The 21,212-nt window shown below is 60.2% G+C and carries 22 protein-coding genes and 1 tRNA gene; 13 read left to right on the top strand and 10 right to left on the bottom strand.

Annotated elements, in window-relative coordinates:
• Positions 1 to 40: 40 nt before the first annotated feature.
• Positions 41 to 343, top strand: coding sequence for a hypothetical protein (locus tag B5525_RS46905; protein ID WP_244567710.1), 303 nt, complete (start codon positions 41 to 43; stop codon positions 341 to 343).
• Here B5525_RS46905 and B5525_RS36825 read toward each other — a convergent pair.
• Positions 301 to 2,910, bottom strand: coding sequence for an ATP-binding protein (locus tag B5525_RS36825; RefSeq protein WP_079570883.1), 2,610 nt, complete (start codon positions 2,908 to 2,910; stop codon positions 301 to 303). The genes B5525_RS46905 and B5525_RS36825 overlap by 43 nt on opposite strands.
• 260 nt (positions 2,911 to 3,170) lie before the next feature.
• Entirely contained in the window at positions 3,171 to 3,389 is a 219-nt protein-coding gene (locus B5525_RS44975) for a hypothetical protein (RefSeq protein WP_154073679.1), read from the bottom strand.
• Positions 3,390 to 3,448: 59 nt separating this feature from the next.
• Here B5525_RS44975 and B5525_RS36820 point away from each other — a divergent pair, with 59 nt between their 5' ends.
• The 3 genes from B5525_RS36820 to B5525_RS36810 all read left to right on the top strand — a co-directional run bounded on the left by B5525_RS36820 (position 3,449) and on the right by B5525_RS36810 (position 6,418).
• Positions 3,449 to 4,183 (top strand): response regulator, encoded by a 735-nt coding sequence (locus tag B5525_RS36820; RefSeq protein ID WP_079570882.1) that lies wholly within the window; start codon positions 3,449 to 3,451, stop codon positions 4,181 to 4,183.
• 270 nt (positions 4,184 to 4,453) lie between these two features.
• Entirely contained in the window at positions 4,454 to 5,389 is a 936-nt protein-coding gene (locus B5525_RS36815; protein WP_172900045.1) for a helix-turn-helix domain-containing protein, read from the top strand.
• Positions 5,390 to 5,617: 228 nt separating this feature from the next.
• Positions 5,618 to 6,418, top strand: a complete 801-nt coding sequence (locus tag B5525_RS36810) for a response regulator (RefSeq protein WP_079574286.1) — start codon at positions 5,618 to 5,620, stop codon at positions 6,416 to 6,418.
• A gap of 379 nt (positions 6,419 to 6,797) precedes the next feature.
• Here the strand turns inward: B5525_RS36810 and B5525_RS48080 are convergent, their stop codons facing one another.
• Both B5525_RS48080 and B5525_RS36800 read right to left on the bottom strand, forming a co-directional pair.
• On the bottom strand, positions 6,798 to 7,373 hold the full coding sequence (locus tag B5525_RS48080; protein WP_425305340.1) for a DUF6624 domain-containing protein: 576 nt from the start codon (positions 7,371 to 7,373) through the stop codon (positions 6,798 to 6,800).
• A gap of 318 nt (positions 7,374 to 7,691) precedes the next feature.
• A tRNA-Arg gene (locus B5525_RS36800) sits at positions 7,692 to 7,768 on the bottom strand.
• A 1,458-nt stretch (positions 7,769 to 9,226) separates the two neighbouring features.
• On the opposite strand from B5525_RS36800, the gene B5525_RS36785 reads away from it, so the two are divergent.
• Positions 9,227 to 9,460, top strand: a complete 234-nt coding sequence (locus B5525_RS36785; RefSeq protein ID WP_079570877.1) for a hypothetical protein — start codon at positions 9,227 to 9,229, stop codon at positions 9,458 to 9,460.
• Positions 9,461 to 9,930: 470 nt separating this feature from the next.
• Here B5525_RS36785 and B5525_RS36775 read toward each other — a convergent pair whose 3' ends face one another.
• Both B5525_RS36775 and B5525_RS36765 read right to left on the bottom strand, forming a co-directional pair.
• A complete protein-coding gene (locus B5525_RS36775; protein ID WP_079570875.1) occupies positions 9,931 to 10,167 on the bottom strand; it encodes a hypothetical protein in 237 nt (78 codons plus the stop codon).
• A 752-nt stretch (positions 10,168 to 10,919) separates the two neighbouring features.
• The gene (locus B5525_RS36765; RefSeq protein WP_079570872.1) at positions 10,920 to 11,405 is read right to left on the bottom strand and encodes a hypothetical protein; all 486 of its coding nucleotides are present in this window, start codon (positions 11,403 to 11,405) and stop codon (positions 10,920 to 10,922) included.
• 314 nt (positions 11,406 to 11,719) lie between these two features.
• Between B5525_RS36765 and B5525_RS36760 the strand changes: the two genes are divergently transcribed.
• Positions 11,720 to 11,950 carry a hypothetical protein gene (locus tag B5525_RS36760; protein WP_079574282.1) on the top strand — a complete coding sequence of 77 codons (231 nt, stop codon included), beginning with the start codon at positions 11,720 to 11,722 and terminating at the stop codon, positions 11,948 to 11,950.
• Between the two features lie 838 nt (positions 11,951 to 12,788).
• Here B5525_RS36760 and B5525_RS36755 read toward each other — a convergent pair.
• Positions 12,789 to 13,061, bottom strand: coding sequence for a hypothetical protein (locus B5525_RS36755; protein WP_079570871.1), 273 nt, complete (start codon positions 13,059 to 13,061; stop codon positions 12,789 to 12,791).
• A gap of 232 nt (positions 13,062 to 13,293) precedes the next feature.
• Between B5525_RS36755 and B5525_RS36750 the strand changes: the two genes are divergently transcribed.
• Entirely contained in the window at positions 13,294 to 13,740 is a 447-nt protein-coding gene (locus B5525_RS36750; RefSeq protein WP_079570869.1) for a hypothetical protein, read from the top strand.
• Positions 13,741 to 13,767: 27 nt separating this feature from the next.
• Here the strand turns inward: B5525_RS36750 and B5525_RS36745 are convergent, their stop codons facing one another.
• From B5525_RS36745 to hemB, 3 genes are all read right to left on the bottom strand, one after another.
• On the bottom strand, positions 13,768 to 14,544 hold the full coding sequence (locus tag B5525_RS36745) for an arginyltransferase (RefSeq protein WP_079570868.1): 777 nt from the start codon (positions 14,542 to 14,544) through the stop codon (positions 13,768 to 13,770).
• A 76-nt stretch (positions 14,545 to 14,620) separates the two neighbouring features.
• Positions 14,621 to 15,190, bottom strand: coding sequence for an RDD family protein (locus B5525_RS36740; RefSeq protein WP_079574280.1), 570 nt, complete (start codon positions 15,188 to 15,190; stop codon positions 14,621 to 14,623).
• A gap of 122 nt (positions 15,191 to 15,312) precedes the next feature.
• Positions 15,313 to 16,374, bottom strand: coding sequence for a porphobilinogen synthase (gene hemB, locus B5525_RS36735; RefSeq protein ID WP_079570867.1), 1,062 nt, complete (start codon positions 16,372 to 16,374; stop codon positions 15,313 to 15,315).
• A 186-nt stretch (positions 16,375 to 16,560) separates the two neighbouring features.
• Between hemB and B5525_RS36730 the strand changes: the two genes are divergently transcribed.
• The 6 genes from B5525_RS36730 to glyA all read left to right on the top strand — a co-directional run bounded on the left by B5525_RS36730 (position 16,561) and on the right by glyA (position 21,207).
• Positions 16,561 to 17,022 carry a DUF6163 family protein gene (locus tag B5525_RS36730; protein WP_079570865.1) on the top strand — a complete coding sequence of 154 codons (462 nt, stop codon included), beginning with the start codon at positions 16,561 to 16,563 and terminating at the stop codon, positions 17,020 to 17,022.
• A gap of 434 nt (positions 17,023 to 17,456) precedes the next feature.
• Complete coding sequence (ldtR, locus tag B5525_RS36725) at positions 17,457 to 17,969, top strand: transcriptional regulator LdtR (protein WP_079570864.1); 513 nt, start codon at positions 17,457 to 17,459, stop codon at positions 17,967 to 17,969.
• Between the two features lie 267 nt (positions 17,970 to 18,236).
• Positions 18,237 to 18,461 carry a hypothetical protein gene (locus B5525_RS36720; RefSeq protein WP_079570862.1) on the top strand — a complete coding sequence of 75 codons (225 nt, stop codon included), beginning with the start codon at positions 18,237 to 18,239 and terminating at the stop codon, positions 18,459 to 18,461.
• Positions 18,462 to 18,500: 39 nt separating this feature from the next.
• Positions 18,501 to 18,722, top strand: a complete 222-nt coding sequence (locus B5525_RS36715; protein ID WP_079570861.1) for a hypothetical protein — start codon at positions 18,501 to 18,503, stop codon at positions 18,720 to 18,722.
• 220 nt (positions 18,723 to 18,942) lie between these two features.
• Positions 18,943 to 19,569 (top strand): glutathione S-transferase family protein, encoded by a 627-nt coding sequence (locus B5525_RS36710; RefSeq protein WP_079570859.1) that lies wholly within the window; start codon positions 18,943 to 18,945, stop codon positions 19,567 to 19,569.
• 330 nt (positions 19,570 to 19,899) lie between these two features.
• Complete coding sequence (glyA, locus tag B5525_RS36705) at positions 19,900 to 21,207, top strand: serine hydroxymethyltransferase (RefSeq protein ID WP_079570858.1); 1,308 nt, start codon at positions 19,900 to 19,902, stop codon at positions 21,205 to 21,207.
• Positions 21,208 to 21,212 lie beyond the last annotated feature (5 nt).

The following is a 21,212-nucleotide window of genomic DNA, read 5'->3' as shown; positions in this document are numbered from 1 at the left end:
TATGCGGATAATGGTGGTCAGGGCTCTGCCGAAACCGTATTTGAGCCGCCGGCAGGAATTCGGAAGCCTGTTTTACGGCTCGCTCGGCATTGCGCAAACGGACATAGAGGCGCGCGCCAACCGGACCGCCAAGAATTACTCGTTCTTCGGCGCGCCCGTTGGCTTGATCGTTACGATCGATCGTCTGCTATATGGCTTGTTGATTGTGCGGCCCGAGTGGCGAGAGATCCTGTGGCTTGGGGTCACCGCACACCCGACTGCGGAATGGATCGCCAGTCAAATGGTCACCATTCGCAAATGTCAGATGGCCGTGCCCGTGCGAGCAGGCAAAGAGGGGACATGAGGATCCTGCGATTCGTGCAGGATTGACCACAGCCGCCGCGCCAAGTCTGCCTGGCGGTAAGGTTTGTCGATGATCGGAAACTCGTCTACCGCCTGATGTCGTTCCAGCACATCCCGCGCGTAGCCAGAGGTGAGCAGGATCTTGATGTCTTTGCGTAGCCGTCTCGCTTCGCGGGCAAGCTCAACGCCATTCATTCCGTTTGGCATCACGACATCGCTGAACAAGAGTTCAAATTCCTGGCCACTCTCGAGGATCTGGATGGCCTCCGCACCATTCCCGGCGCAAAGAGCCCGGTAGCCGAGCGTGGTTAGCATTGCCGACGTGACTTCCAGGATATCCTCATTGTCCTCGACCACAAGGATTCGCTCCGAACCCTCAGGGATGGCCTGCGGTTGGATGGCTTCCACCCCGGCATCAGGCTTTTGCGTGGCTTTAGGCAGATACAGAGCGACCGTGGTCCCAGCTCCAGGCGCGCTTTCGATAGCAATATGGCCCCCGGATTGTCGGACAAAGCCATAGACCATGCTGAGGCCGAGTCCGGTGCCCTTGCCGACCTCCTTGGTCGTGAAGAAGGGCTCAAAAGCCCGATCCCGTACTTCAGGAGGCATCCCGCAGCCGCTGTCCTTGAAGGACAGCCTGACATACGATCCGGGCAAGCACCCGGCCACGGCTCCCTCATCCAGGACGACGTTCCGCGTCTCGATCTCAAGTGCGCCGCCGTCTGGCATGGCGTCGCGCCCGTTCAGGGCCAGGTTGAGGAGAGCGGTCTCCAGCAGCGGCGGATCGACGTGGCACAGCCACAGTCGCTCATCGGTCCGCAGCTTGACTTCGCATCCCCCTCCGACCGCTTGGCGGATGATTCCCTGGAATTCAGAAATCAGCTCGTTCGCGTTGACCAGTTTTGGGTGCAGTCTTTGCCGACGGGAAAAGGCGAGAAGCTGCGCCGTTAGTTTGGCTCCCCGATCAACGGCATGCCGTGCGGCTGTGGCGAACTGACGGACCCTGCCAATATCCGCGGCTTCCTCGATGAGTTCGAGGTTTCCGGATACAACCGTAAGCAGATTGTTGAAGTCGTGCGCGACGCCGCCGGTGAGCTGGCCGACGGACTCCATCTTCTGGCTCTGGTGGAACTGCTCCTCGATCAAGCGGCGCGCCTCCACGGCGTGCTTGTGTTCGGTGTTGTCTCGCAAGAAGACCGCAAGGCCTTGGCTGGAGGGGAACGCATTGACCGCGTACCAGGTACCGCGGCGACGGCAGAACGCTTCGAACGAGGCCGGCCGTTGATCCGACATGGCCTCCCGAAGTTGACTGAAAATTTGCGCGCAATGATCCTCGAGAAAGGCCTCCCCTAGGTCAATGCCGATGAGATTGCGGCCTTCGGCGATTTCGACCCAGGCAGGTCCGTTAAGATAGCTGATGCGCCAATCCCGATCGACGATGATTACGCTGTCAGTCGTACTCTCAAAGATCATCGTGATCCGAGCCGCGGCTTCCTCGGCGTTTTCCTTCGCCTCGGACAATTCGTGCTCGCGGTGCTCCAATGCGTCGGCCATGGTGTTGAACGCGTCGGCGACCCGGGAGATTTCGGATTTATCCCGGATGTTCACACGTTGGGCGAATTCGCCGAGCCGCCATTGGTTTGCGGCGTCGACCAATTGGCCAAGCGGGCGATGGATGAACCGCCGGGCCCCCAACGATGTCAGGACCAGCATCAGGGAGATGCCCAGGACGATCAGGAGGATGTCGCGTTGCGTCTGATCTTGAATCGCGGCGAAAGCCTGCGCCTTGTTGAGGCCAAAGCTGACAACAAGCCCACCGAGATCAGCCCGCAAGGCTGAGTAGCCTTCGATCCGCTCCACGCCGTCGATGTCTAGGATATCGACCGCGCCGCGGTCGTCCATTTTCAGGTATTTGCCACCGGGCATCTTTGTGCCGACGAACCGGTCGTTATAGGGGTAGCGGGCGAGATAAATACCGTTGCGGTCTGTGACGGCAAGCGCGGCTCCTTCCGGAACGCCCTTTCGAGCAATGTAGTCAGCGAGCCAGTCGAGGCTGAGACCCGCTACGATGAGACCGCCCATGCGGCCACTGTCGTCGTAGAACGGCAACGCAAACTGAAGGACGTTCCGACCGGTTGACAGACCTGCCGAGAATTCTCCGACCGTGAATGTGCCCGTCTTCAAGATGTTGGCAAAGTAGGGCCGCGCAGCGATGCTGATTGGCCTGTGATCGCTGTTCGTGTCACAGAAGGATCGACCATCCAACTCGGCGACGAGAAAGGTAACGAACGCCGGAAATCGCTGTTGCAACGCAGCCAGGTAAGCATCGCATGCTTGGCTGTCCTTCGTTTTTATCGTCGGGAGCTCCGACATCGCGATCAGGACTTCACGGATTCCCTGGACGATCTGCTGCTGTTCTGCCGCGGCGAGCTTGGCCAGGCTGAGCGCGTGGTCCTGTACTTCAACCTGGCGCGCGCGGCGCAGGTCGAACTCATTGTACATTTGGATTGCGATCACGGGCAGCAGCGCGACAGCCACCAACACGAATAGGCGTGATAAAAGGGTCACTTCTCACCTGGCCCCAATCCTGTAACGTTCGTCCGTGGGGGCAACGACGCTGAACTTGTCTCGATCGACGGCGAAACGCTCTCGTTGATGCGCACGACGATCATCCTGTTGGCCGTGATGCGATCGTCGGGTAGGCATGGTTCCGGATGATCTGTCCCATATCAAAACTCTATGCCATCCGCTGCCGAAGATGTGGGGGCCGTGTTGCGGCTCGGTGTCAGTGCAGAAAAACTTCGTTACGATCGTAACGTGTCTTGGACTTAAGACCGGCGGGAAAGCTGATACCATGGCCTCGAAGGCAACGCGGGTGCCTTGTCGTAGGCAGTGCCGCCGAATTTAGCGACTTCGACGCCGACGTTACGCAGCGGTGGCGCGATGCTCTCAAAGCGGTATGGGCTGAATTTTGAAATCCACAATTGAGTCCAATTGCGGACAAATCCCATGATCCAAGGACAGCCAAAGGTTTGTTCAAGCTGCATTCGGTTGTCTGAGTTCTTAGGCTGGCAAACAGTCAGCTATCGAAACCAGGAGCGGAGGAATGCCCGGCGACACCGGCGAGGTGGGCCACATCCTTGTAGTCGATGACGACGCGATGGTGCGGCAGACGATCACCAATTATTTGGAAGAACACAATGTGCCGGCAGCTTCCGTGTCGTGCCGGCAGGACTTGAGCTGCCACCTCGAAAAGGCACATCCTAGCTTGATCCTTCTGGATCTGCGGCTCGGCCAAGAGGACGGGCTGGACGTCTTGAAAGAGATCCGGTCTCATTCAAACGTCCCTATCATCATCATGACAGGCCACAGCCGTGAGGAGGTGGACCGCGTGGTGGGTCTCGAACTCGGTGCGGACGACTACTTGGTGAAGCCGTTCAGCCTCAGGGAGTTGCTGGCGCGCGTCCGCGCCGTCTTACGGCGGCACGAAACGGGCCGCGCAGCGCGAGCCCGCGACCCGGAGAGGGGCGGGTACCGGTTTAATGGCTGGTCGCTTGAACGTCGCACCCGTCGCCTCGCCAATCCGGACGGCGCGCCGGTTTTGCTGACCAAAAGCGAATACGCCTTGCTGCTCGCGTTTCTCAAAGCTCCACAACGGCCGCTCACGCGGGAGATGCTTCTTCAAGCAACGCGAGTCCGCGACGACATTTTCGACCGAAGCATCGATGTCCAAGTCTTGCGTTTGCGACGCAAGCTCGAGATCGAGCCGAATGCGCCACGTGTAATCGAGACAGAGCGCGGCGTTGGCTATATCTTTACGGCTATAGTCAAGCCGTTTTGAACAGCGGAGCGGGCTGCTACCGCTTCCGGGTGCTACCGCTTCAACGGCTGGCAGGTTTCCCGTCATGATATTTGCTGCCCAGTTGGACGGGGTATGGGACGACATCCGTAGTCTCTTCGAACGCTTGCCTCGTGGCGAGATGTTTCAACGGTAATAATGGTGGCCAGAAAAAGCCACGGACGACTTCTAATGTGCGCTTAACACCGAATGAGGCGTCGCGCTGGCTTAGGCGGCCCGTTCTGGCTCTTGCAGCAGAGTGGAGCTTTCCTCGTGGTATCCGGACCACCTCTCTGGCTTCCGCAACGGGAGCCGCCACCCAAATCGGGCGGCGAACACATCGTTCCCGACGGCTTTTCGAGGAGCATCCGGCCCGCCGCCGCCGTTGCCGACCTCGTCGAGGCAATCTGGGATTGGGACATTCCGGACAGCGATGCGGCGACGGCCTTTACGATCAAGGTGCCGCCGAGCACCGCGCCGTATTTCGTCGTTCAATACCGCACGCTGACGCATTGCAGATGGCAACTTGGCGACGACAGTTACGATCACAAAAACTACGGCCATGTGCTGACCCAGACCCAGAGCGGAAGCTTTGCGATCAGTCCTCGCGGTCCGCTTGGTGTCATCACCGTCCGGCTCAAGCCCGAGGCGGCCTCCCGGCTGGCGCGGGCGTCCATGCATGAGCTCATGAACGTCAAGATCGGACTGCGCAACATTTTCAGGGATCGCGATATCGCCCTGCTGGAGGAAAGGGTGATGGAGTCAGGCAGCAGCCGCGAACGGATCGCCTGCGTCGAACGTTTTCTCTTTCAGAATCTGGGTCAGGACCGCGAAGATCCGGTTTTTTCCCGCGCTTCCTCGTGGCTGCGTCGCAATCCGGGCCTGCGCATACGAAAACTCGCCTCGCTATTGGATCTCAGCGAGCGGCAGCTGTCACGCGGTTTTCGCGCGACATTCGGCACCAGCCCTAAACAATATGCGCGACTGGCACGGATCGAAAAGGTTGTCGCCGCGCGGAAAAACGGCCTAGGTTGGGCGGATGTCGCATATGCCTGCGGCTTTGTCGATCAGGCGCACTTGATCCATGATTTCGGCACGATCGTGGGCGGAACGCCGGCCGAGTTCTTCGGTACGACACTGCGGTGGGGATTACGCGGCACGGAAGCGGCGCCGGGCATGGCCGATTCTTACAATCCATTCATCGTCTAGACTGCTAACAGAGTCTTGTTGGCGTCGACCGCAGCGGGGCGGGACGCAGCCGGCCCTGCATCGATGGCGGAGTTCCGCTGATCCACCGTTCCGTCACGCGACTGCCTGGCCGTAGATTTCCCGAATTTATCCGTTGGGTGAGGTACCGCCATGGCGACCGCCGAGATTTCGCGTGTGTCAATTTTTGCTTCTGCGCGGTCCGCAGCAGCCATGCGGACGCCGGATCACATGTTGACCAAGGTCGAGCCCAGCCGCATTGTGGCCACCGACTGCAGCTCAAGCCATATCCTTGTCGTGGATGACGATCCGGCGGTCCGACATCTGATCTCGGATTATTTCGGGCAGTACGGCATACAGACCGTTTCGGCGACGAGCCGGTCGGGGGTGGCCCGTCAATTAGCTGGCGGGGACACAAGCGCGATCATTCTCGACCTTCACCTCGGCCACGACAATGGGCTCGATCTGCTCCGGGAAATTCGTTCCAGTTCGGACGTCCCGGTCATTCTTCTGTCAGGTCGCTCCCGCGATGAAGTTGACTGTGTGGTCGGACTCGAACTCGGTGCCGACGACTACCTCACCAAGCCGTTCGGTATCCGCGAATTGTATGCCCGGTTTCGCGCCGTGCGGCGGAGCCGTGTGAACAGAGGGTTATTGCGCACCAGCGAGGTGGAGCGGGGCGGATACAAGTTCGGCGGGTGGCGGCTAGATCGTCGCAGCCGGCGCCTGATCGATCCGCAGGAACGGCTGGTTGCCTTAAGCAAGGGCGAGTACGCTCTGCTGCTGGCCTTCCTCGATGCGTCGGAGCGGCCGCTTTCGCGCGAGCATCTATTGCAGGCGACCCGGCTTCACGACGAAGACGTCTTCGATCGCAGCATCGATGTACAGGTGCTGCGGCTGCGGCGCAAACTGGAAGCAGACCCGAAGGCGCCACGTGTCATCAAGACCGAACGCGGCGTCGGCTATGTCTTTGCAATTCCCGTCGAACAAAGCCACTTGGCGGATTGGCGCAGCGTACCGCAAAGTCGCTAATGGTCAAGGCAAGCCACTTCACGCTTGCGCCCGGGCTCTGCGCTCGAACTACTCCGTCATAACCTTGGTCCGATCCAGCCGGCGTGTCGTGTAAGTTCGTGAGCAGTCCGCTGGCAACGACCGAATCGCCGAATTTGTCGCACGTATGGCCTTTTCCAGTAGTTTGCCGCGCGGCCGGACCGGCGTATCCCACACTGTGCAGCCGTGACGCGTTCGGCCGTGAGGATTGAAGCCGAGGGGCCCAGATTTCCGCCGATGAGATAGCTGTCATAAAAAAGGACGGTCTCACCTGTACCGCAATCGGTCGTCGACGATCCAATACGTCGACGATGAGTGGCTGGCTATGGAGGTTGTTGCTGGACGGGTATTCGGGCAAGCCTCATGCTGGCCCCTTACTCCACGACTGGGGGCGTGTGCGCCAACCGACCGCAATGAGCCACTCGTGATAGTCGTGCTCGAACCGTTTACGGTCGGCTGGCAGCGGTTGCGGTTTAGCACGAGCAAGTATTTCAGCGAGCGGTTCGAGACTTACCGCGCGACGTCGTTCGTCCACTCCGTCCGGATCCTCGATCGTGTGGGGCCGCATGTTGCCGTGCGCGTCGGGCTCAAGCTGGGTGCCGTAGAGCTGCGGCCTACCTTCGAACACACGGATCCTGTCCTCCAGCATGGCCGGCTGCCAAGCTGGGACCAAGTGCTCGTGCGCGGCCGCAGCAAGGAGCTTAAGGCACGAGCGCTGAAATTCCGGGTGCGCGATGGCGTGCTGGGCGATCAGCCAGGCGGCGTCCGCGGCTCGTTTGCCGACCAGGCGCTCCGTCGGCCATCCGATCTGGGCCATGATCGCCCGGAGCCGCAGCGCATTCTTCTCGTGAACGGCGGCCATACGTGGATCATAGCCCTCGTACAGCGCTCCCGACGCCGCCAGCTCGTCACTGACCTTTCGGTCGTGCTCTGCCATGGCGATGAGCTCGTCAGTAGTTCTGCAATCCATCCCGAAATGATAGCCCAACGTGTGACCCTTCAACAGGTGAACGGCTTTGAGCTGATGCTGTTCCAGCGCGACAAGCTGAACACTGGCGCGGCTGCTTGCCTCTTTTGACGCGAAATTGCAGCAACGGTACATGAACGCGTGATTGGGCCGGTGATCGAGCCCGGCTTGGTGTCGAGGGCGCTCCATGTACCGGGTCTATACACCGCGGCGGGAATTCGGCGACATAAGCGCGTGTGCCGCGTTACAATGGGAGGCGAGGTCGCACCCTATCATACGATCGGGAAATGGCGCGCTCGGAGAGATTCGAACTCCCGACCCTCGGATTCGAAGTCCGATGCTCTATCCAGCTGAGCTACGAGCGCGTGAGTCTTTTCAATGGTTTAGCCGGACGCCTAATTTCTTAGGCACCGACCAGGCACTGAAAACGACTGCCGAAAATATTTTTGGCTGAGATCGGATACCAGACTTCTCCGAGGGGTGCTAGGCGACCATGCGGTGGTCCTGCAGTTGAGATTCCAACTCTTCAATAAGCTGAGCTAGTCGCTCTCTCGTGACCGGATCTGTGGGCTCTAGCGCAAGCCTGCGAGCCTGCTGTAGCTTTCGATCCAGTTCTTGACGTTCGGCGCGGGTCATTCGAATGCTCCTGCCAATTGGACGGCGGGGACCTCTAAACTGTTCACCAACTTCTTAACGACCGGTTAACCGCCTCCTTCTTGTGTGATGGACCGCACAGTCCGGGTGGGTGGCGGCACATCTAAACCTGGCGGCCTGCCGTTTCGTTCTCCAAATGTTTCATGGGCTAGGGCCAAGGATTTGAAGTGGTACGATCTTCAGGTTGAAAGCTCGCCCTGGATTAGGGCGCTGGCTGATGTCTGACGGCTGGGGGACACGGGAAGGGCACTCTTTCGAGCACGTCCGGGCGATCATGCTCACGATCGACCGGTATGCGGAAGCCGACTTGGGCAACCGGCAATTCTTTTTGAACAAGCCCCGCGGCGTCGGGGGGAAGAATGACGAAATATCCTAAGGGTTAGAGGAACTACTTTCACAACCTGGGAATTAGATTGGCAGGCCATTATGGACAGTTTTGGCTTGCACGACCTTCCCCGTCGACACCAGCCCCGCGTCGGGGTAGGTCGTGCGTCCTGGTTTCGAGTTTGGCAATTTCGTAGATCTCCTTGTGCTTCTCGCAATATGGATAGTCAGCGAAAACTTTTCGGTCGCAAACGCGACAGTGTTCAAAACTTGGCTTCCGGCGATAGGGACGGCCTTTCATCTTGTAACCAATGGAAACGTTAGCTCCTTCGAACGTGATAACCCGGCACCAGACTTTGACTCCGACTGGGGATGCAACGTTGTAACCTAACGTCAGCCTTCATCGGCTAGCGCAACTCTGTCCTGAGCAAGCCCCCCTTCCAGGGCAGAGTTGCGCCCTCCGATTTGCGCTGACCGGTAATGCGCGTGATTGCGGACATACATAACGTCCAGCTTCCCTTCCTCTGCCAGCTCTCGAAGTCGGCGCCCAGCGTTTTGTGGACCGTACGAGGTTTTCTCAGCGACAATCCGCTGCAAGTCGCCAGAAGCAATCCAGCCGCTTGGCCCAGCGTGCCTTTGCAGCCCTGCGAGCATTTGCTTTCCGCTGCTTTTTGCTGAGCTTCTTGTTAGTTGCTGTCGCGCCCAATCTCCCTGCGTCTGATGTATCCATCAGCCAAATATAACGAAGGTTCCATTTGGCCCAGCGCTGGGGCGGGGATAACAACCCTTGCGCGCGGGCCTGCATATGGTTGAATGGGGCAGGACGATAGCGTTCCGAGAGTTCCATGAAGCACAATCAGATATTTGAAATTCCTGACCCGGAGCTGAATGAGAAACTCGTGCCGGCGAACGACAATTATCAGCTGATAACTCCGACTATGGAATCATTGGAAGCGCAAAGCATTCTGGCCCCGCGGGATTACACCGGGCCGGGCAGGCGCCATCGGATTGGTCTGATCGTCACCGTCGCTCTTTGCGTTGCCGCACTCGCAGCGTTCGTAGCGGCATTATTGAAATAATCGCAGACGCTTTATCGCGCCAATGCCGCCCAGTCGTTGGTGCCGCAGAGCGAAACGTATGAGTTGATCAAACTGGTCTGTACGGGACGCAATTCAGGAACGGGTCGATAAAGAGGATTTGCTGATGCGAAAGCCGCCCACGTCAGAGAAACTCCCGCAACCGTGCCAATTCAACTATGTGCTCGGGTTTCAGCACCTCGGTCACTAATGGCGCCTGGGGTTTGGTATGAATCTCGTATAAGTGGTGCTGTGAAGCAGGCCTGCTCATGAAGTGCTGGATGCACTCGTCCAATGTTCCGTCAAGCAGCAGGTAGGGGTTCGCGTATCGCGCATCCGAATTCCGCCTTCCATGCAACGAAGGGTATTTTCTCAAGCTAGCTGGCACGGAGAAATTGATCTCATGAGACATGATCCATGCCCCCGCAATAGAGAGCAACGTCATAGGAGCGTGTAGAGCGAATCCGAGGCCGTCAGCGCTTCGACTTCCTCGCCTTCTTTTTCTTCGCAACCTTCTTGGCCGACTTCTTTGAAGCCTTCTTGGTGGTCTTTTTCTTTGCGGCGGCCTTTGCTTTCGCCTTCTTCGGCATCATTTTCTTGGCCGTCTTTTTTACACTTCTGAAGGCCGATTTGGCGGGTTCTTTTGTAGCATGCGCCGCGTCGGCCATCACGTCGGTCGTCTGTTCAAGTACTGAATTTTCATCATCCATGGCAGCCTCCAGAAGGGGCGATAAGGCATAGGCTAGCCGATTCGCTGAATGGCGTAGATCTTCAAAAGCCCCCAAACTCGCGTTTTAGGGGCCTTTTTGAGCGTTTCAGAGGGGTTTTAGCCTGCGGCCTCGACCGAAGTTTTACTCGTAATCGGGCTGTACGACCCGTGGGCTGCGAGGAAGGCTGCGGCGGCTTCAAACGCGACCCGGCCCAAACTGGTGAGGGAGTTCACGTCCAGCGGCCTACCCTTCTCGGCCACGGTCAAGGGAATGAAGTAGTACGAACCGAAGCGGAAAACGCCGTGGACTGAGGCGCTGGCCAACGTCCGAACGTGGGGTACGCGAGAGGGGTTTCGCTTCGACCATGTCCAAACGATTGATGCTCGCCATCGATCGGTACGCCGAGACAGCCTTGAATGTCGTCCGCGCCGGAGAAAGACGGCAACGCTTACTCAAACATCCGGTGTGCTTCGAAAGAGCCGTCTCACCCCGGCGGCCTTTTCCATCTTTTGGTGTCCAGCCGCTCCTGTTGGCTGGCCAAAGTACGCCATGCGGCCTCCATCCGCATCAGGGTAACCTTAGTCTCCTCGTCTTCGGCTCGTTCAGCTAGGAAGGCGCAGTCAGCAGCATTATCACGATAAAGATCAGCTAAACTCATTCCCGCCAGATGGAGCCGGTGCAGCCCGGTTCAACAGAAAAGCTGGATGAAATGTTGGTAAGACGAGCGCGGCAAGGACGTTGCGGCGTCCACCTCAAATGCCGCCGGGAACGTCGATGCCCGCTTCCATCATGTCGCGAAGGAATTTCCGCACCAGCAGGACATTGACGTTCTGCAGCACGTGGTTGTTGCCGAACTTGAATTGATTAGCCTCGGTCACGATCAATCCCCCGTTGGTGTCGCGAAGAACGCCTTTCTTCTTCAGCGCATTGGCGCGCCGGCGGACGGTTTCGATCGGCATCGCCAGGAAGCGGGAGAGCGCGGCGCGGGAGACGCCCTGCTTGATGGCGTCGGGCTCGACGGTCTCGACGCTGCCGAAGCGGCGATCGAGGTCGGGGTCCTTCATGACGGGGATCACGTTGGCGTTCAGGACGGCGTGGATGATCAGCAAATCGATGAGATCGAAGTCGTAAAAACGGAGCATCTCGCTCATCGCGCACAGCATATAGGCCAGCGAATGGCGGGAAATGCTTCGGATTCGATCCGCGGCGTTCTTGTCGTCTTTACTTTTGCCTGCCATTAAATCTCCATCTGCGCGAGAAGCATCAGCCAGCATTCACGGCTTCGAGCGTTCGAGCTGCTTCGAATAAGGTTTCGTTTTTAGCGAAATGAATTGCGTTTTATCCGGCGCGAACCGGAGATTTCGAGCCCTACTCAATATGGGTATGGTCACCGTGCCGCGCGGTCAATAGCGGGCTTGTTGCCTATCCGATTTTCGCGGATAGATCGCGCAAATTACCGTGTGCATGATTTGGCGCGCGGAGAAAATTTTAAGCCGATCCGGGCCCGATGGCCTGCGATCGGCGACATCAGTTGAATGGGAATGCGGATCACATGACGTTCATTATCGAATCGATCAAAGACCGGCGCCGCACCACCGACTTCCGGTCGCGGGCCGACGTCGCGGTGGACCTGGCCCGCAAGCTTGTTGCCGACGGCTCTGCGGTTTCGATAACGACCCCAAGCGGGGATGTCTATTCCGCCGACCGGTTCGATCTCTTGCTGACGCGTGAAGGCTTGAATGCGCAGGATCAGCCGGCCGCCGCCGCGAGCCGCTCGACGTAAGCCGCTGCCGGCGACGGGCACCTTCCCTAAGACGAAAATTCGAACCTCAAGACCAAATCGAAAAACAGGCGGGCGTCGTGGCGGCGCCGTTGTGCCAGTCTGCGGCGGGCCAGGGAGCGGTGGCGGAGCTGCGCGATCCGGCCCGACGGGCAAATCACCTGGGCGATTCATCAACCCCTCTGTCCAGCCCCTTTTGAAAAAATATTCTGATTTTCAGAAATAGCAAATCAGTCCATATAGTCGCCGTCCCGTTCCTCGGAGGGGCGTTGCGCAACGTCACGAAACGCGGAGCGGGATGCGGTGGACGCTGGAAGCGCTAAAGACGAGAGCGCTTTCTCGCGGACGGCGAAGTCGTATGGTCCTGACGCCTCGACGCTGGCGTCAAGTTTGCGGGAAGCGATTTCCGCAGGCGACGGTGACAAGAAAGCCCGATCGCCGGGGAGAGTACGAAATAAGCCGTAAAACCATTGCGCGGGGAATGCCGGACGTTTCCGGTGTGACCTGACTAACGCGTGTGCGTTCTATCACACTCATTGCACGCGCGGCTATCGGGCGCATCGGACGCCCGGCATTCCCTGCGCCCTGATGAGGGGGCGGAACGTGCAGGCCAAACCTCGCGCACACCTGCGGCGAGATCGCGAAGGTGTATCTCGCAATGAAGGTCGAGATACGTGATGTTTGAAATTGTGATTGGTGTGTACGCAAACACACTCGTCATGCCCGGACTTGATCCGGGCACCCATCTTCGCAAAGAAGTTGGTTTCGAAGAAGATGGATTGCCGGGTCAAGCCCGGCAACGACACCCCATCGGCATTCGCGGCGCCTGTCAGCGCACCGCTCAGAAGCAGGGATATTTGCGATGGTCCTGGCCGATATAAGCCGCCGAACCCAGCGCGCAGTAATTATTCGAGGGACCGTCGTAAAAGGCGAAGCGGCCGGGCACGGAGCCGGGTCCGTAATTGTGCAGATAGCTGATGTCGTAGGGCAGCCCATAAGAATGCAGATGATAATGGTGATGGCGGTGGGTCCGCGCCTGAGCCGCGCCGGGCGCCAGCAGCGCGGCCAGGGCCAGGGCGGACAGGAGTGCGGCGGCGAGCGTCTTGTGGGTCATCTGGATTCTCCGGCAGAGGGCCTTAAAGCGGGCATTTTAGGTGGCCCGCGGTTCCTATCCAGACCAAAATGTCGTTAAAATTGCGGGAAATCGGCCATGGAAGGGGGGATTTTTCGCTTTCCCGGCATGCTTAACGAAATTCCAACACAGTCTCGCCAGAGTTGTACCGTCAGGTCCGTTTCGTGGACCCGGCTTTCCCGGGTCCTCCAGGCCTGTCCATCCCGACCGACCCATGCGCATCACCGCTTTTGCCCTGCTGTTGCTCTCTCTGCCGGCCGCTTCGCCGGCGCGGGCCGATCTGCATATCACCCGGGATCACGGCGGCTATGTCGAGGAATACAAGGACAAGTACAAGCGCATCCGGGACCACCATGAGCGGGTCATCATCGACGGCATCTGCAATTCGGCCTGCACCCTGGTGTTCGGCATCGTGCCGATAAACAAGATCTGCGTGACGCCGCGCGCCAGCCTCGGTTTCCACCAGGCCTATTACGACAAGGCCTTTACCTTCGGCATCAAGGTCACCAGCGCCGAAGGCACCTTGGACCTGATGTCCTATTATCCGGATACGGTAAAGGACTGGATCCGCCGCAACGGCGGCCTCACCACCGAGATGAAGAAGATCAAGAACGGCATGGACCTCTGGAAGATCGTCGACCCCTGTCCGGAAGAGTGGTGAGCCACAGCCGAGTGGCGACAGTCGGGGCTAATCCTGCGGCTCGCTCGAGATGTCGCCGGAGGCGTCGATGCGCAGCCAGCCGGAGGGGGCGAGGCGCTGCTGCGGCAGGAAGCGGCCTTTGTAGTCCATCTTCTTGGAGCCTTCGATCCAGTAGCCGAGGTAGACGTAAGGCAGTCCCTGCCGCCGGGCGCGCGCGATGTGGTCGAGGATCATGAAACTGCCGAGCGAGCGGCTGACTTCCGACGGTTCGAAGAACGAATACACCATCGACAGCCCGTCGCTGAGCACGTCGGTCAACGCCACCGCCAGGAGTTCCTCGCCGCGGCCGGTGATGCTGGTGCCGGCGCCGCGGCGGCGGTATTCGATGATGCGGGTTTCGACGTGGCTGTCCTCCACCATCATGGCGTAATCGAGCACGGTCATGTCGGCCATGCCGCCATGGCGATGGCGCTGATCGAGATAGGCGCGGAATACCGAATATTGCTCGGAGGTCGGCACCGCGCTGCGCTGCTCGCCGACGATGTCGGCGTTGTGGGCCAGGACCTTGCGCAGATTGCGCGAAGGCCGGAACTCGTTGGCGACGACACGCACGGACACGCACGCCCGGCACTGGTCGCAGGCCGGGCGGTAGGCGATCGACTGGCTGCGCCGGAAGCCGCCATGGGTCAAAAGGTCGTTGAGGTCGCCTGCCTTGTCGCCGACCAGATGGGTGAACACCTTGCGCTCGTGCCGGCCGGGCAGATACGGGCAGGGCGAGGGCGCCGTCAGATAGAATTGCGGGGTGTCACGCGAGTGCTGGGTCACGGGATGTCGTCAGTCTCCGAAAAACAGGCAAAAGCCAGCATCGCGCCGCGGAGGCTGACCGTCAATCGGTTTGGGCTCAGAACGATCGCGCCGACTGTACCACTGGGTTGCGGACCGAACTGTTAATGACCACGGTTCCCAGCACGATATCGTGCAGCAGGCGGCGGCGGCCGTTGAACAGGCCGGCCAGGAGCACCAGTGGCGACAGGAACGATACTGAGGCCCAGAACAGCACCGCATGCATAGCGCCGAGGACGAAATAGCCGGGCGCGCCGTACCAGGTGCGCAATTCAAGATCCATCACGCGCATGCCCATGGTGGCAGAATAGGGCCCGCCCAGCGTGGCGCCGTAATAAACCACAACCCAGATCAGGGTCGCCGGCCACGCCAGCCCCCACAGCAGGAAGCCGAGACCCAGCGTGACGATGCCGAATGCGATGATAAAGAGGTAACCCAGGATTACCGGGATCGAGATGATGATCAGGTCGATCAGGAACGCAAATACCCGCCGGGTCAGCACGCCGCGAAACAATTCCGGCTGCCGATAAGGGTCGAAGGCGTGCGGCTGGAAATTCGCCGGACCGCCGTTGCGCCAGGTGCCGCCGGAATTGGCGCCGCCAGAGTAGCCCGTGCCGCCGTCAGACATGATCAGTCCCTCCCGACCGTGCATTCTTCGAAAGCGAGACATGGGAACCGCCCGGGCGCTTGCAAGGCCCCTCCGAATGACGAAACCGCAACAATCCGGCGATTCGGCGACGAGGGAGTGCCTCAGCGCTCCGCCTTCAGCTTCTCTGCCGCTTGCGGTGCGAAATAGGTCAGGATGCCGTCGGCGCCGGCGCGCTTGAAGCCCACCAGGCTCTCCATCATCGCCCGCTCGCCATCGATCCAGCCATTGTTGGCGGCTGCCGCGATCATCGCGTATTCGCCGGACACCTGGTAGACGAAGGTCGGCATCGCAAACGTGTCCTTGACCCGCCGCACCACGTCGAGATAGGGCATGCCCGGCTTCACCATCACCATGTCGGCGCCTTCGGCGATGTCGAGTTCGACCTCGCGCAAGGCTTCGTCCGAATTGGCGCTGTCCATCTGATAGGTGCGCTTGTCGCCGGTCAGCGTCTTGGCCGAGCCGATGGCGTCGCGGAACGGGCCATAGAAAGCGGAGGCGTATTTGGCGGCGTAGGCCATGATCTGGACGTCGAGGAAGCCACTGGCGTCCAGCCCCCGGCGGATGGCGCCGACGCGGCCGTCCATCATGTCCGAGGGCGCGATGATGTCGCAGCCGGCTTCGGCCTGCACCAGCGCCTGCCGCACCAAGACCGCCACCGTCTCGTCGTTGAGGATCCGGCCGTCGTCGATCAGGCCGTCATGGCCGTGGCTGGTGAAGGGATCGAGCGCGACGTCGCAGAGCACGCCGATGCCGGGAAATTCCTTCTTGATGGCGCGCACCGCCTTGCAGACGAGATTGTCGGGATTGGTGGCTTCCGAGCCGTGCTCGTCGCGCAAGGACGGCTCGGTATAGGGAAACAGCGCGATGCAGGGGATGTTCAGCTTCGCCGCGCGCTCGGCGTCGCGCACCGCCTGGTCGACCGACAGCCGCTCGACGCCGGGCATCGAGGCGACGCCTGAGCGCTTGTCGTTTCCGTCGACGATGAACAGCGGCCAGATCAGGTCGTCCGTGGTCAGGACGTTTTCCCGCACCAGCCGGCGGGCCCATTCCGCCTTGCGGTTGCGGCGCGGGCGAACCACGAGATCGAGGGCGGGAGCGGCCGGCGCGGTCTGCTGCCGCGGCGCGTCGCGCATTTCGATCGGTCGCCCGAATTTGATCGCCATTGTGTCATCTCTCCCAAGAGGCCGGCAAAGAGGCCGGCCACTAATGCTAGCACCTTGCACGGCTGCCGTCACCGCGGCCTTGACCTGCCGCAAGACGCTGCGGCAGGGGCTGATTGATTTTGCCGCGCCAAGGGGCCATGAGTCTTCTCCAAATGCAGGTATATTCCTTAGCCATGAGCGCTCCGAATGTCTGAAACCCCCTCGCGCGACAGCTCGCGGGACAACGCGATGTCCGTGGCCGCGATTTCGTCGGAGCGGATCGAATCCGACGACAATGTCTGGACCCGGCGGCTGGTGTTCTTCCTGCGCATCATGGCCGTCGTCTCCGTGATCCAGGGGCTCTACCACTGGGCGCAGGTGACGGGCTTTGTCGGCGGCGAGGAAGACGCCTTCGAGAACCAGCCGATGGCATGGCAGACCGCGACCGTCTATTTCGCGGTGATCGAACTCGTCGCCGCGGTCGGACTTTGGCTGGCGACGCCGTGGGGGGCGGTGGTGTGGCTGACCACCGTGGTATCGATGGCGGTGATCGAGCTGATGTTTCCGGGCATCTACGGCGGCAGCCTGCTGGTCGTGGGTTTCGAAGTCCTGATGCTCGGCGCCTACCTCGCGCTGGCCTGGATGGCCGCGCGCGAACGGCCGCCATAGCGAAGCGCATTTCACGACATCGCGTGGAAGATCTGCGGGCAGCTAGCACATCGCGGATTGGAAAAGGATGTACGCGATCTCAGAAAGACCGGGGGTAGGCTATACAAATTGTTTCCAGGATTTGGGCGGTAACTTCTCGCTCACCCTAACGTCCCGCCATACCTGTTACGCAAGCCTTTCAAATTTGAACGAAGCTGTTCCCATATGCGACAGAGTAGGCCAACGAAGCGTGAACAGGGCCACTTCACCCTCAATGAAAGGTTGCGAAAAGCCCTTTATCCATGGGCTTAATCCACGATTCACTGTCTTAAATTCATGATCTCTTTATTGTCTTATTTAAGCGGATCTTCAAACCGCCCCCTTAAGTTGCAGCTATCAGGCGGGACACAAGTTTCGTCGAATAAGTCGATAAAAACGACAACAGGGGAAGTGTCATGATGAAAGCCGTTGCAACGGCGGTGGAGACCGCCGAACGCGCTCCCGGAGCTCCGGTGCAGCCGCTCTATCTGGAAGCATTGACTTTGGTGGAGCGGCTGCATCGCCGCCTGCTCGACGTGATCAAGGATGAATTCGATCGTCGCGGCCGCGCTGACATCAATTCGGTGCAGGCGCTCCTGCTCTATAACATCGGCGACAAGGAGCTGACCGCCGGCGAACTGCGCACGCGCGGTTACTACCTCGGCTCCAACGTCTCTTACAATCTGAAGAAGCTGGTCGAACTCGGCTTCCTCGATCACCAGCGCTCGCGCGTCGATCGCCGCTCGGTGCGCATCCGCTTGACCCCGCAGGGCCAGGAAATCCGCAAGATCGTCGACGCGCTCTACCAGAAGCACGTCAAGACGGTGGAGCAGGTTGGCGGCATCTCGAACGAGGAGTTCGCGACCCTGAACAAGTCGTTGCACCGGCTCGAGCGGTTCTGGACCGACCAGATCCTGTACCGGCTCTGAGATTTTCTTTCGGCCAAGCCGGCCAACTTTAGAAGACCGGCAGCCAGCATAGCGTTTTCGAGTGAAGTGGCTACCGGTTCGCGTGAAGAAAAGGCGTCCAAGAAAAGATAAGCCAACAAAAACAAGAAAAACGAGACTTCCCCTCAAAGCGCATCGGCCCGGATTACCGGTCCGGTGCGTTTTGTCGTTCAGGACCAGCAAAAACCGGTTTCCCGGAACGGAACTTCTGCCCGCTGTCGTGCTTATCTCGTGCCGGAGGAGAGGGCCATGCTGGTCGAGCGCGGATTGCAGGTCATGAACGTCGAAGTGGTGGGCGATGCCTATGCCATCGCCTCGAATTACCTGCGCCGTACCGGCGCCATCGCCGACAGTTTTCTCACCAACGAGCGGCTGCTCGAAATCATCGTCGAGATGTTTCAGCGCGGCGAGATGAACCGGCTCCGGCTCGCCAACAAGGCGATTGCGAAGTTCGAAGCCGTCGAGCTCGTCTAGTTCGTGAACGCGTCTGATTCCCCGAGCGAAGAGGATGTCATGGAAGCCGCCATCGACCGTATTATGATGACCTACGATCTGCTTTTGAACCGCTCTGCCGCGGCCAGCGCCGAAGCGCGAGCGAAAGTGACAGAATATCTCGCCAAGCTGATGGAAGCCGGCGAGAGGGATACCCATCGCCTGACCGTGTGCGGGCTGACGTACTTGCGCGAACTCGACGGCTCGAGCGATCCGGTGAAGGCAGGGTATACGGGGCTGTAGGTATCGGCCGCTTGCATGGAAGCAAAGTGTTCGCCCCAACGTTGCTCGTCATCCCCGCGAAAGCGGGATCCAGTACGCCGGGGCTTCTCGGTTTAATCACTGCGTTCTCTGGAATACTGGGCGGGCCGGTCAAGCCGGGCGATGACACTTGAGCGTGTGACGCCTCGCGGAAATATCTGATACACCTCGGTGGTCAACAAGCACGCCCGAGGAAACCCCTATGCTCACGCTGCATCATCTCAACGACTCGCGCTCGCAACGAATCCTCTGGCTGCTCGAAGAGCTCGCGGTGCCCTACAAGATGACGCGCTATCAGCGCGACGCGCAAACGCGGCTGGCGCCGCCGGAGCTGAAGGCCATTCATCCGCTCGGCAAGTCGCCCATTATCACCGACGGCGAGATCAGGATCGCAGAATCAGGCGCGATCGTCGATTACGTCATCCGCCGCTATGGAAAGGGCGCGATGATGCCGGCGCTCGGAAGCACCGAGTACGAGATCTATAACGAGTGGCTGCATTACTCGGAAGGCTCAGCGATGCTGCCGCTGATGCTCAACCTCTATGTCGGCCGGCTGAAGGAAGCCGGCTCCCCACTGCATCCGCGCATCGACAGCGAGATCGCCAATCATCTGGGCTATGTCGACGGCGCGCTGCAGGGCAGGGAGTTCTTCGTCGGCAACGCGCTGACCGGCGCCGACATCCAGATGAGTTTTGTTGGCGACATGGCAAAGGTGTTCGACAAGCTCGGGCCGTATCCGAACCTGAGCGCGTGGCTGTCGCGCATGCACACGCGGCCGGCGTTCCAGCGCAGTATCGAGCATGGCGGGGCGTACCGGTTTGCGAAGTAGGGCGTCGGAGTGGGTACCCCGTCGTCCCGGCCTTGAGCCGGGACCCATACTCCGCGGCGGCAGTCATCGAGCAGTCCGGCGGATGACCCCAACCGACCTCGAGCCGTGGTTTTGGGCCCCGGCTCAAGGCCGGGGCGACGCCGGGGAGGGCGCGGGGCAGGCTGGAACCCACCCCCATCCACCACCATATCTTGCATAAATAGCAGCCGCCTACCGCAAGTGCTTGGCCGTCGCCGTCCGATATGGTATCCCGCGAATGCCGCTTTCGATTGCCACATATGACCGGCCGCAACGGCCGTAACAGGTTGCGGCGGTGGAGGTATTTCGCTCATGAGCTCTTCCAGCAGCGCCAAAACCGCCTCCGCGCCCGACTCGTTCTTTACCGCGACCCTCGAGCAGGCCGATCCCGAGATCGCGGCCGCGATCCGCGGCGAACTCGGCCGCCAGCGCCACGAGATCGAACTGATCGCATCGGAAAACATCGTCAGCCGCGCGGTGCTGGAAGCGCAGGGCTCGGTGATGACCAACAAATATGCCGAAGGCTATCCCGGCAATCGCTATTACGGCGGCTGCGAATGGGTCGACGTCGCCGAGACGCTGGCGATCGAGCGCGCCAAGAAACTGTTCGGCGCAGGCTTTGCCAACGTGCAGCCGAACTCCGGCAGCCAGATGAACCAGGCGGTTTTCCTGGCGCTGCTGCAGCCCGGCGATACCTTCATGGGGCTCGATCTCGCCGCCGGCGGCCATCTCACCCACGGCTCGCCGGTCAACATGTCCGGCAAATGGTTCAAGGCCGCCCATTACACGGTGCGGCGCGAGGACCAGATCATCGACATGGATGCGGTCGCCAATCAGGCCGAGCAGGTGCGGCCGAAACTGATCATCGCCGGCGGCTCGGCCTATTCGCGCTCCTGGGATTTCAAACGGTTTCGCGAGATCGCCGACAGCGTCGGCGCCTATCTGATGGTCGACATGGCGCATTTCGCCGGCCTCGTTGCCGGCGGCGTGCACGCCTCGCCGGTGCCGCATGCGCACGTCACCACCACCACCACCCACAAATCGCTGCGCGGCCCGCGCGGCGGCCTGATCCTCTGCAACGACGAGGCACTGGCCAAGAAGCTGAACTCGGCGATCTTCCCGGGCTTGCAGGGCGGCCCGCTGATGCATGTAATCGCCGCGAAAGCCGTGGCGTTCGGCGAGGCGCTGCGTCCGGACTTCAAGATTTATGCGAAGAACGTGGTCGAGAACGCCAAGGCGCTGGCGGAAGCGTTGCGCGGCCACGGTTTTGATATCGTCTCCGGCGGCACCGACAACCATCTGATGCTGGTCGATCTCCGGCCGAAGGGGTTGAAGGGCAACGTCTCGGAAAAGGCACTGGTGCGCGCGGCGATCACCTGCAACAAGAACGGCATCCCGTTCGACCCGGAAAAACCATTCGTCACCTCCGGCCTTCGGCTGGGCACGCCGGCGGCGACCACGCGCGGTTTCGGCGTCGGCGAATTCAAGCAGGTCGCAGGCATGATCGCCGAGGTGCTGAATGCGATCGCGCAGTCGCAGGACGGCAAGGCGCCGCTGGTGGAAACCGCCGTCAAGGACAAGGTGAAAGCGCTGACCGACCGCTTCCCGATTTATCAGTAAGGCTT

Origin of the sequence: Bradyrhizobium erythrophlei (genome assembly GCF_900129505.1) — a bacterium.
In the GTDB taxonomy this organism is placed as follows: Bacteria; Pseudomonadota; Alphaproteobacteria; order Rhizobiales; family Xanthobacteraceae; genus Bradyrhizobium; species Bradyrhizobium erythrophlei_D.
This window is presented reverse-complemented; position numbering and strand designations above follow the sequence as displayed.

Excerpts from the sequence above, each read along its gene's own strand:
- B5525_RS44975 (WP_154073679.1), bottom strand. The coding sequence starts at position 3,389 with ATGCAGCTTGAACAAACCTTTGGCTGTCCTTGGATCATGGGATTTGTC.
- B5525_RS36820 (WP_079570882.1), top strand. The coding sequence starts at position 3,449 with ATGCCCGGCGACACCGGCGAGGTGGGCCACATCCTTGTAGTCGATGAC.
- B5525_RS36810 (WP_079574286.1), top strand. The coding sequence starts at position 5,618 with ATGTTGACCAAGGTCGAGCCCAGCCGCATTGTGGCCACCGACTGCAGC.
- B5525_RS48080 (WP_425305340.1), bottom strand. The coding sequence starts at position 7,373 with ATGGCAGAGCACGACCGAAAGGTCAGTGACGAGCTGGCGGCGTCGGGA.
- B5525_RS36785 (WP_079570877.1), top strand. The coding sequence starts at position 9,227 with ATGAAGCACAATCAGATATTTGAAATTCCTGACCCGGAGCTGAATGAG.
- B5525_RS36775 (WP_079570875.1), bottom strand. The coding sequence starts at position 10,167 with ATGGATGATGAAAATTCAGTACTTGAACAGACGACCGACGTGATGGCC.
- B5525_RS36765 (WP_079570872.1), bottom strand. The coding sequence starts at position 11,405 with ATGGCAGGCAAAAGTAAAGACGACAAGAACGCCGCGGATCGAATCCGA.
- B5525_RS36760 (WP_079574282.1), top strand. The coding sequence starts at position 11,720 with ATGACGTTCATTATCGAATCGATCAAAGACCGGCGCCGCACCACCGAC.
- B5525_RS36755 (WP_079570871.1), bottom strand. The coding sequence starts at position 13,061 with ATGACCCACAAGACGCTCGCCGCCGCACTCCTGTCCGCCCTGGCCCTG.
- B5525_RS36750 (WP_079570869.1), top strand. The coding sequence starts at position 13,294 with ATGCGCATCACCGCTTTTGCCCTGCTGTTGCTCTCTCTGCCGGCCGCT.
- B5525_RS36740 (WP_079574280.1), bottom strand. The coding sequence starts at position 15,190 with ATGTCTGACGGCGGCACGGGCTACTCTGGCGGCGCCAATTCCGGCGGC.
- hemB (WP_079570867.1), bottom strand. The coding sequence starts at position 16,374 with ATGGCGATCAAATTCGGGCGACCGATCGAAATGCGCGACGCGCCGCGG.
- B5525_RS36730 (WP_079570865.1), top strand. The coding sequence starts at position 16,561 with ATGTCTGAAACCCCCTCGCGCGACAGCTCGCGGGACAACGCGATGTCC.
- ldtR (WP_079570864.1), top strand. The coding sequence starts at position 17,457 with ATGATGAAAGCCGTTGCAACGGCGGTGGAGACCGCCGAACGCGCTCCC.
- B5525_RS36720 (WP_079570862.1), top strand. The coding sequence starts at position 18,237 with ATGCTGGTCGAGCGCGGATTGCAGGTCATGAACGTCGAAGTGGTGGGC.
- B5525_RS36715 (WP_079570861.1), top strand. The coding sequence starts at position 18,501 with ATGGAAGCCGCCATCGACCGTATTATGATGACCTACGATCTGCTTTTG.
- B5525_RS36710 (WP_079570859.1), top strand. The coding sequence starts at position 18,943 with ATGCTCACGCTGCATCATCTCAACGACTCGCGCTCGCAACGAATCCTC.
- glyA (WP_079570858.1), top strand. The coding sequence starts at position 19,900 with ATGAGCTCTTCCAGCAGCGCCAAAACCGCCTCCGCGCCCGACTCGTTC.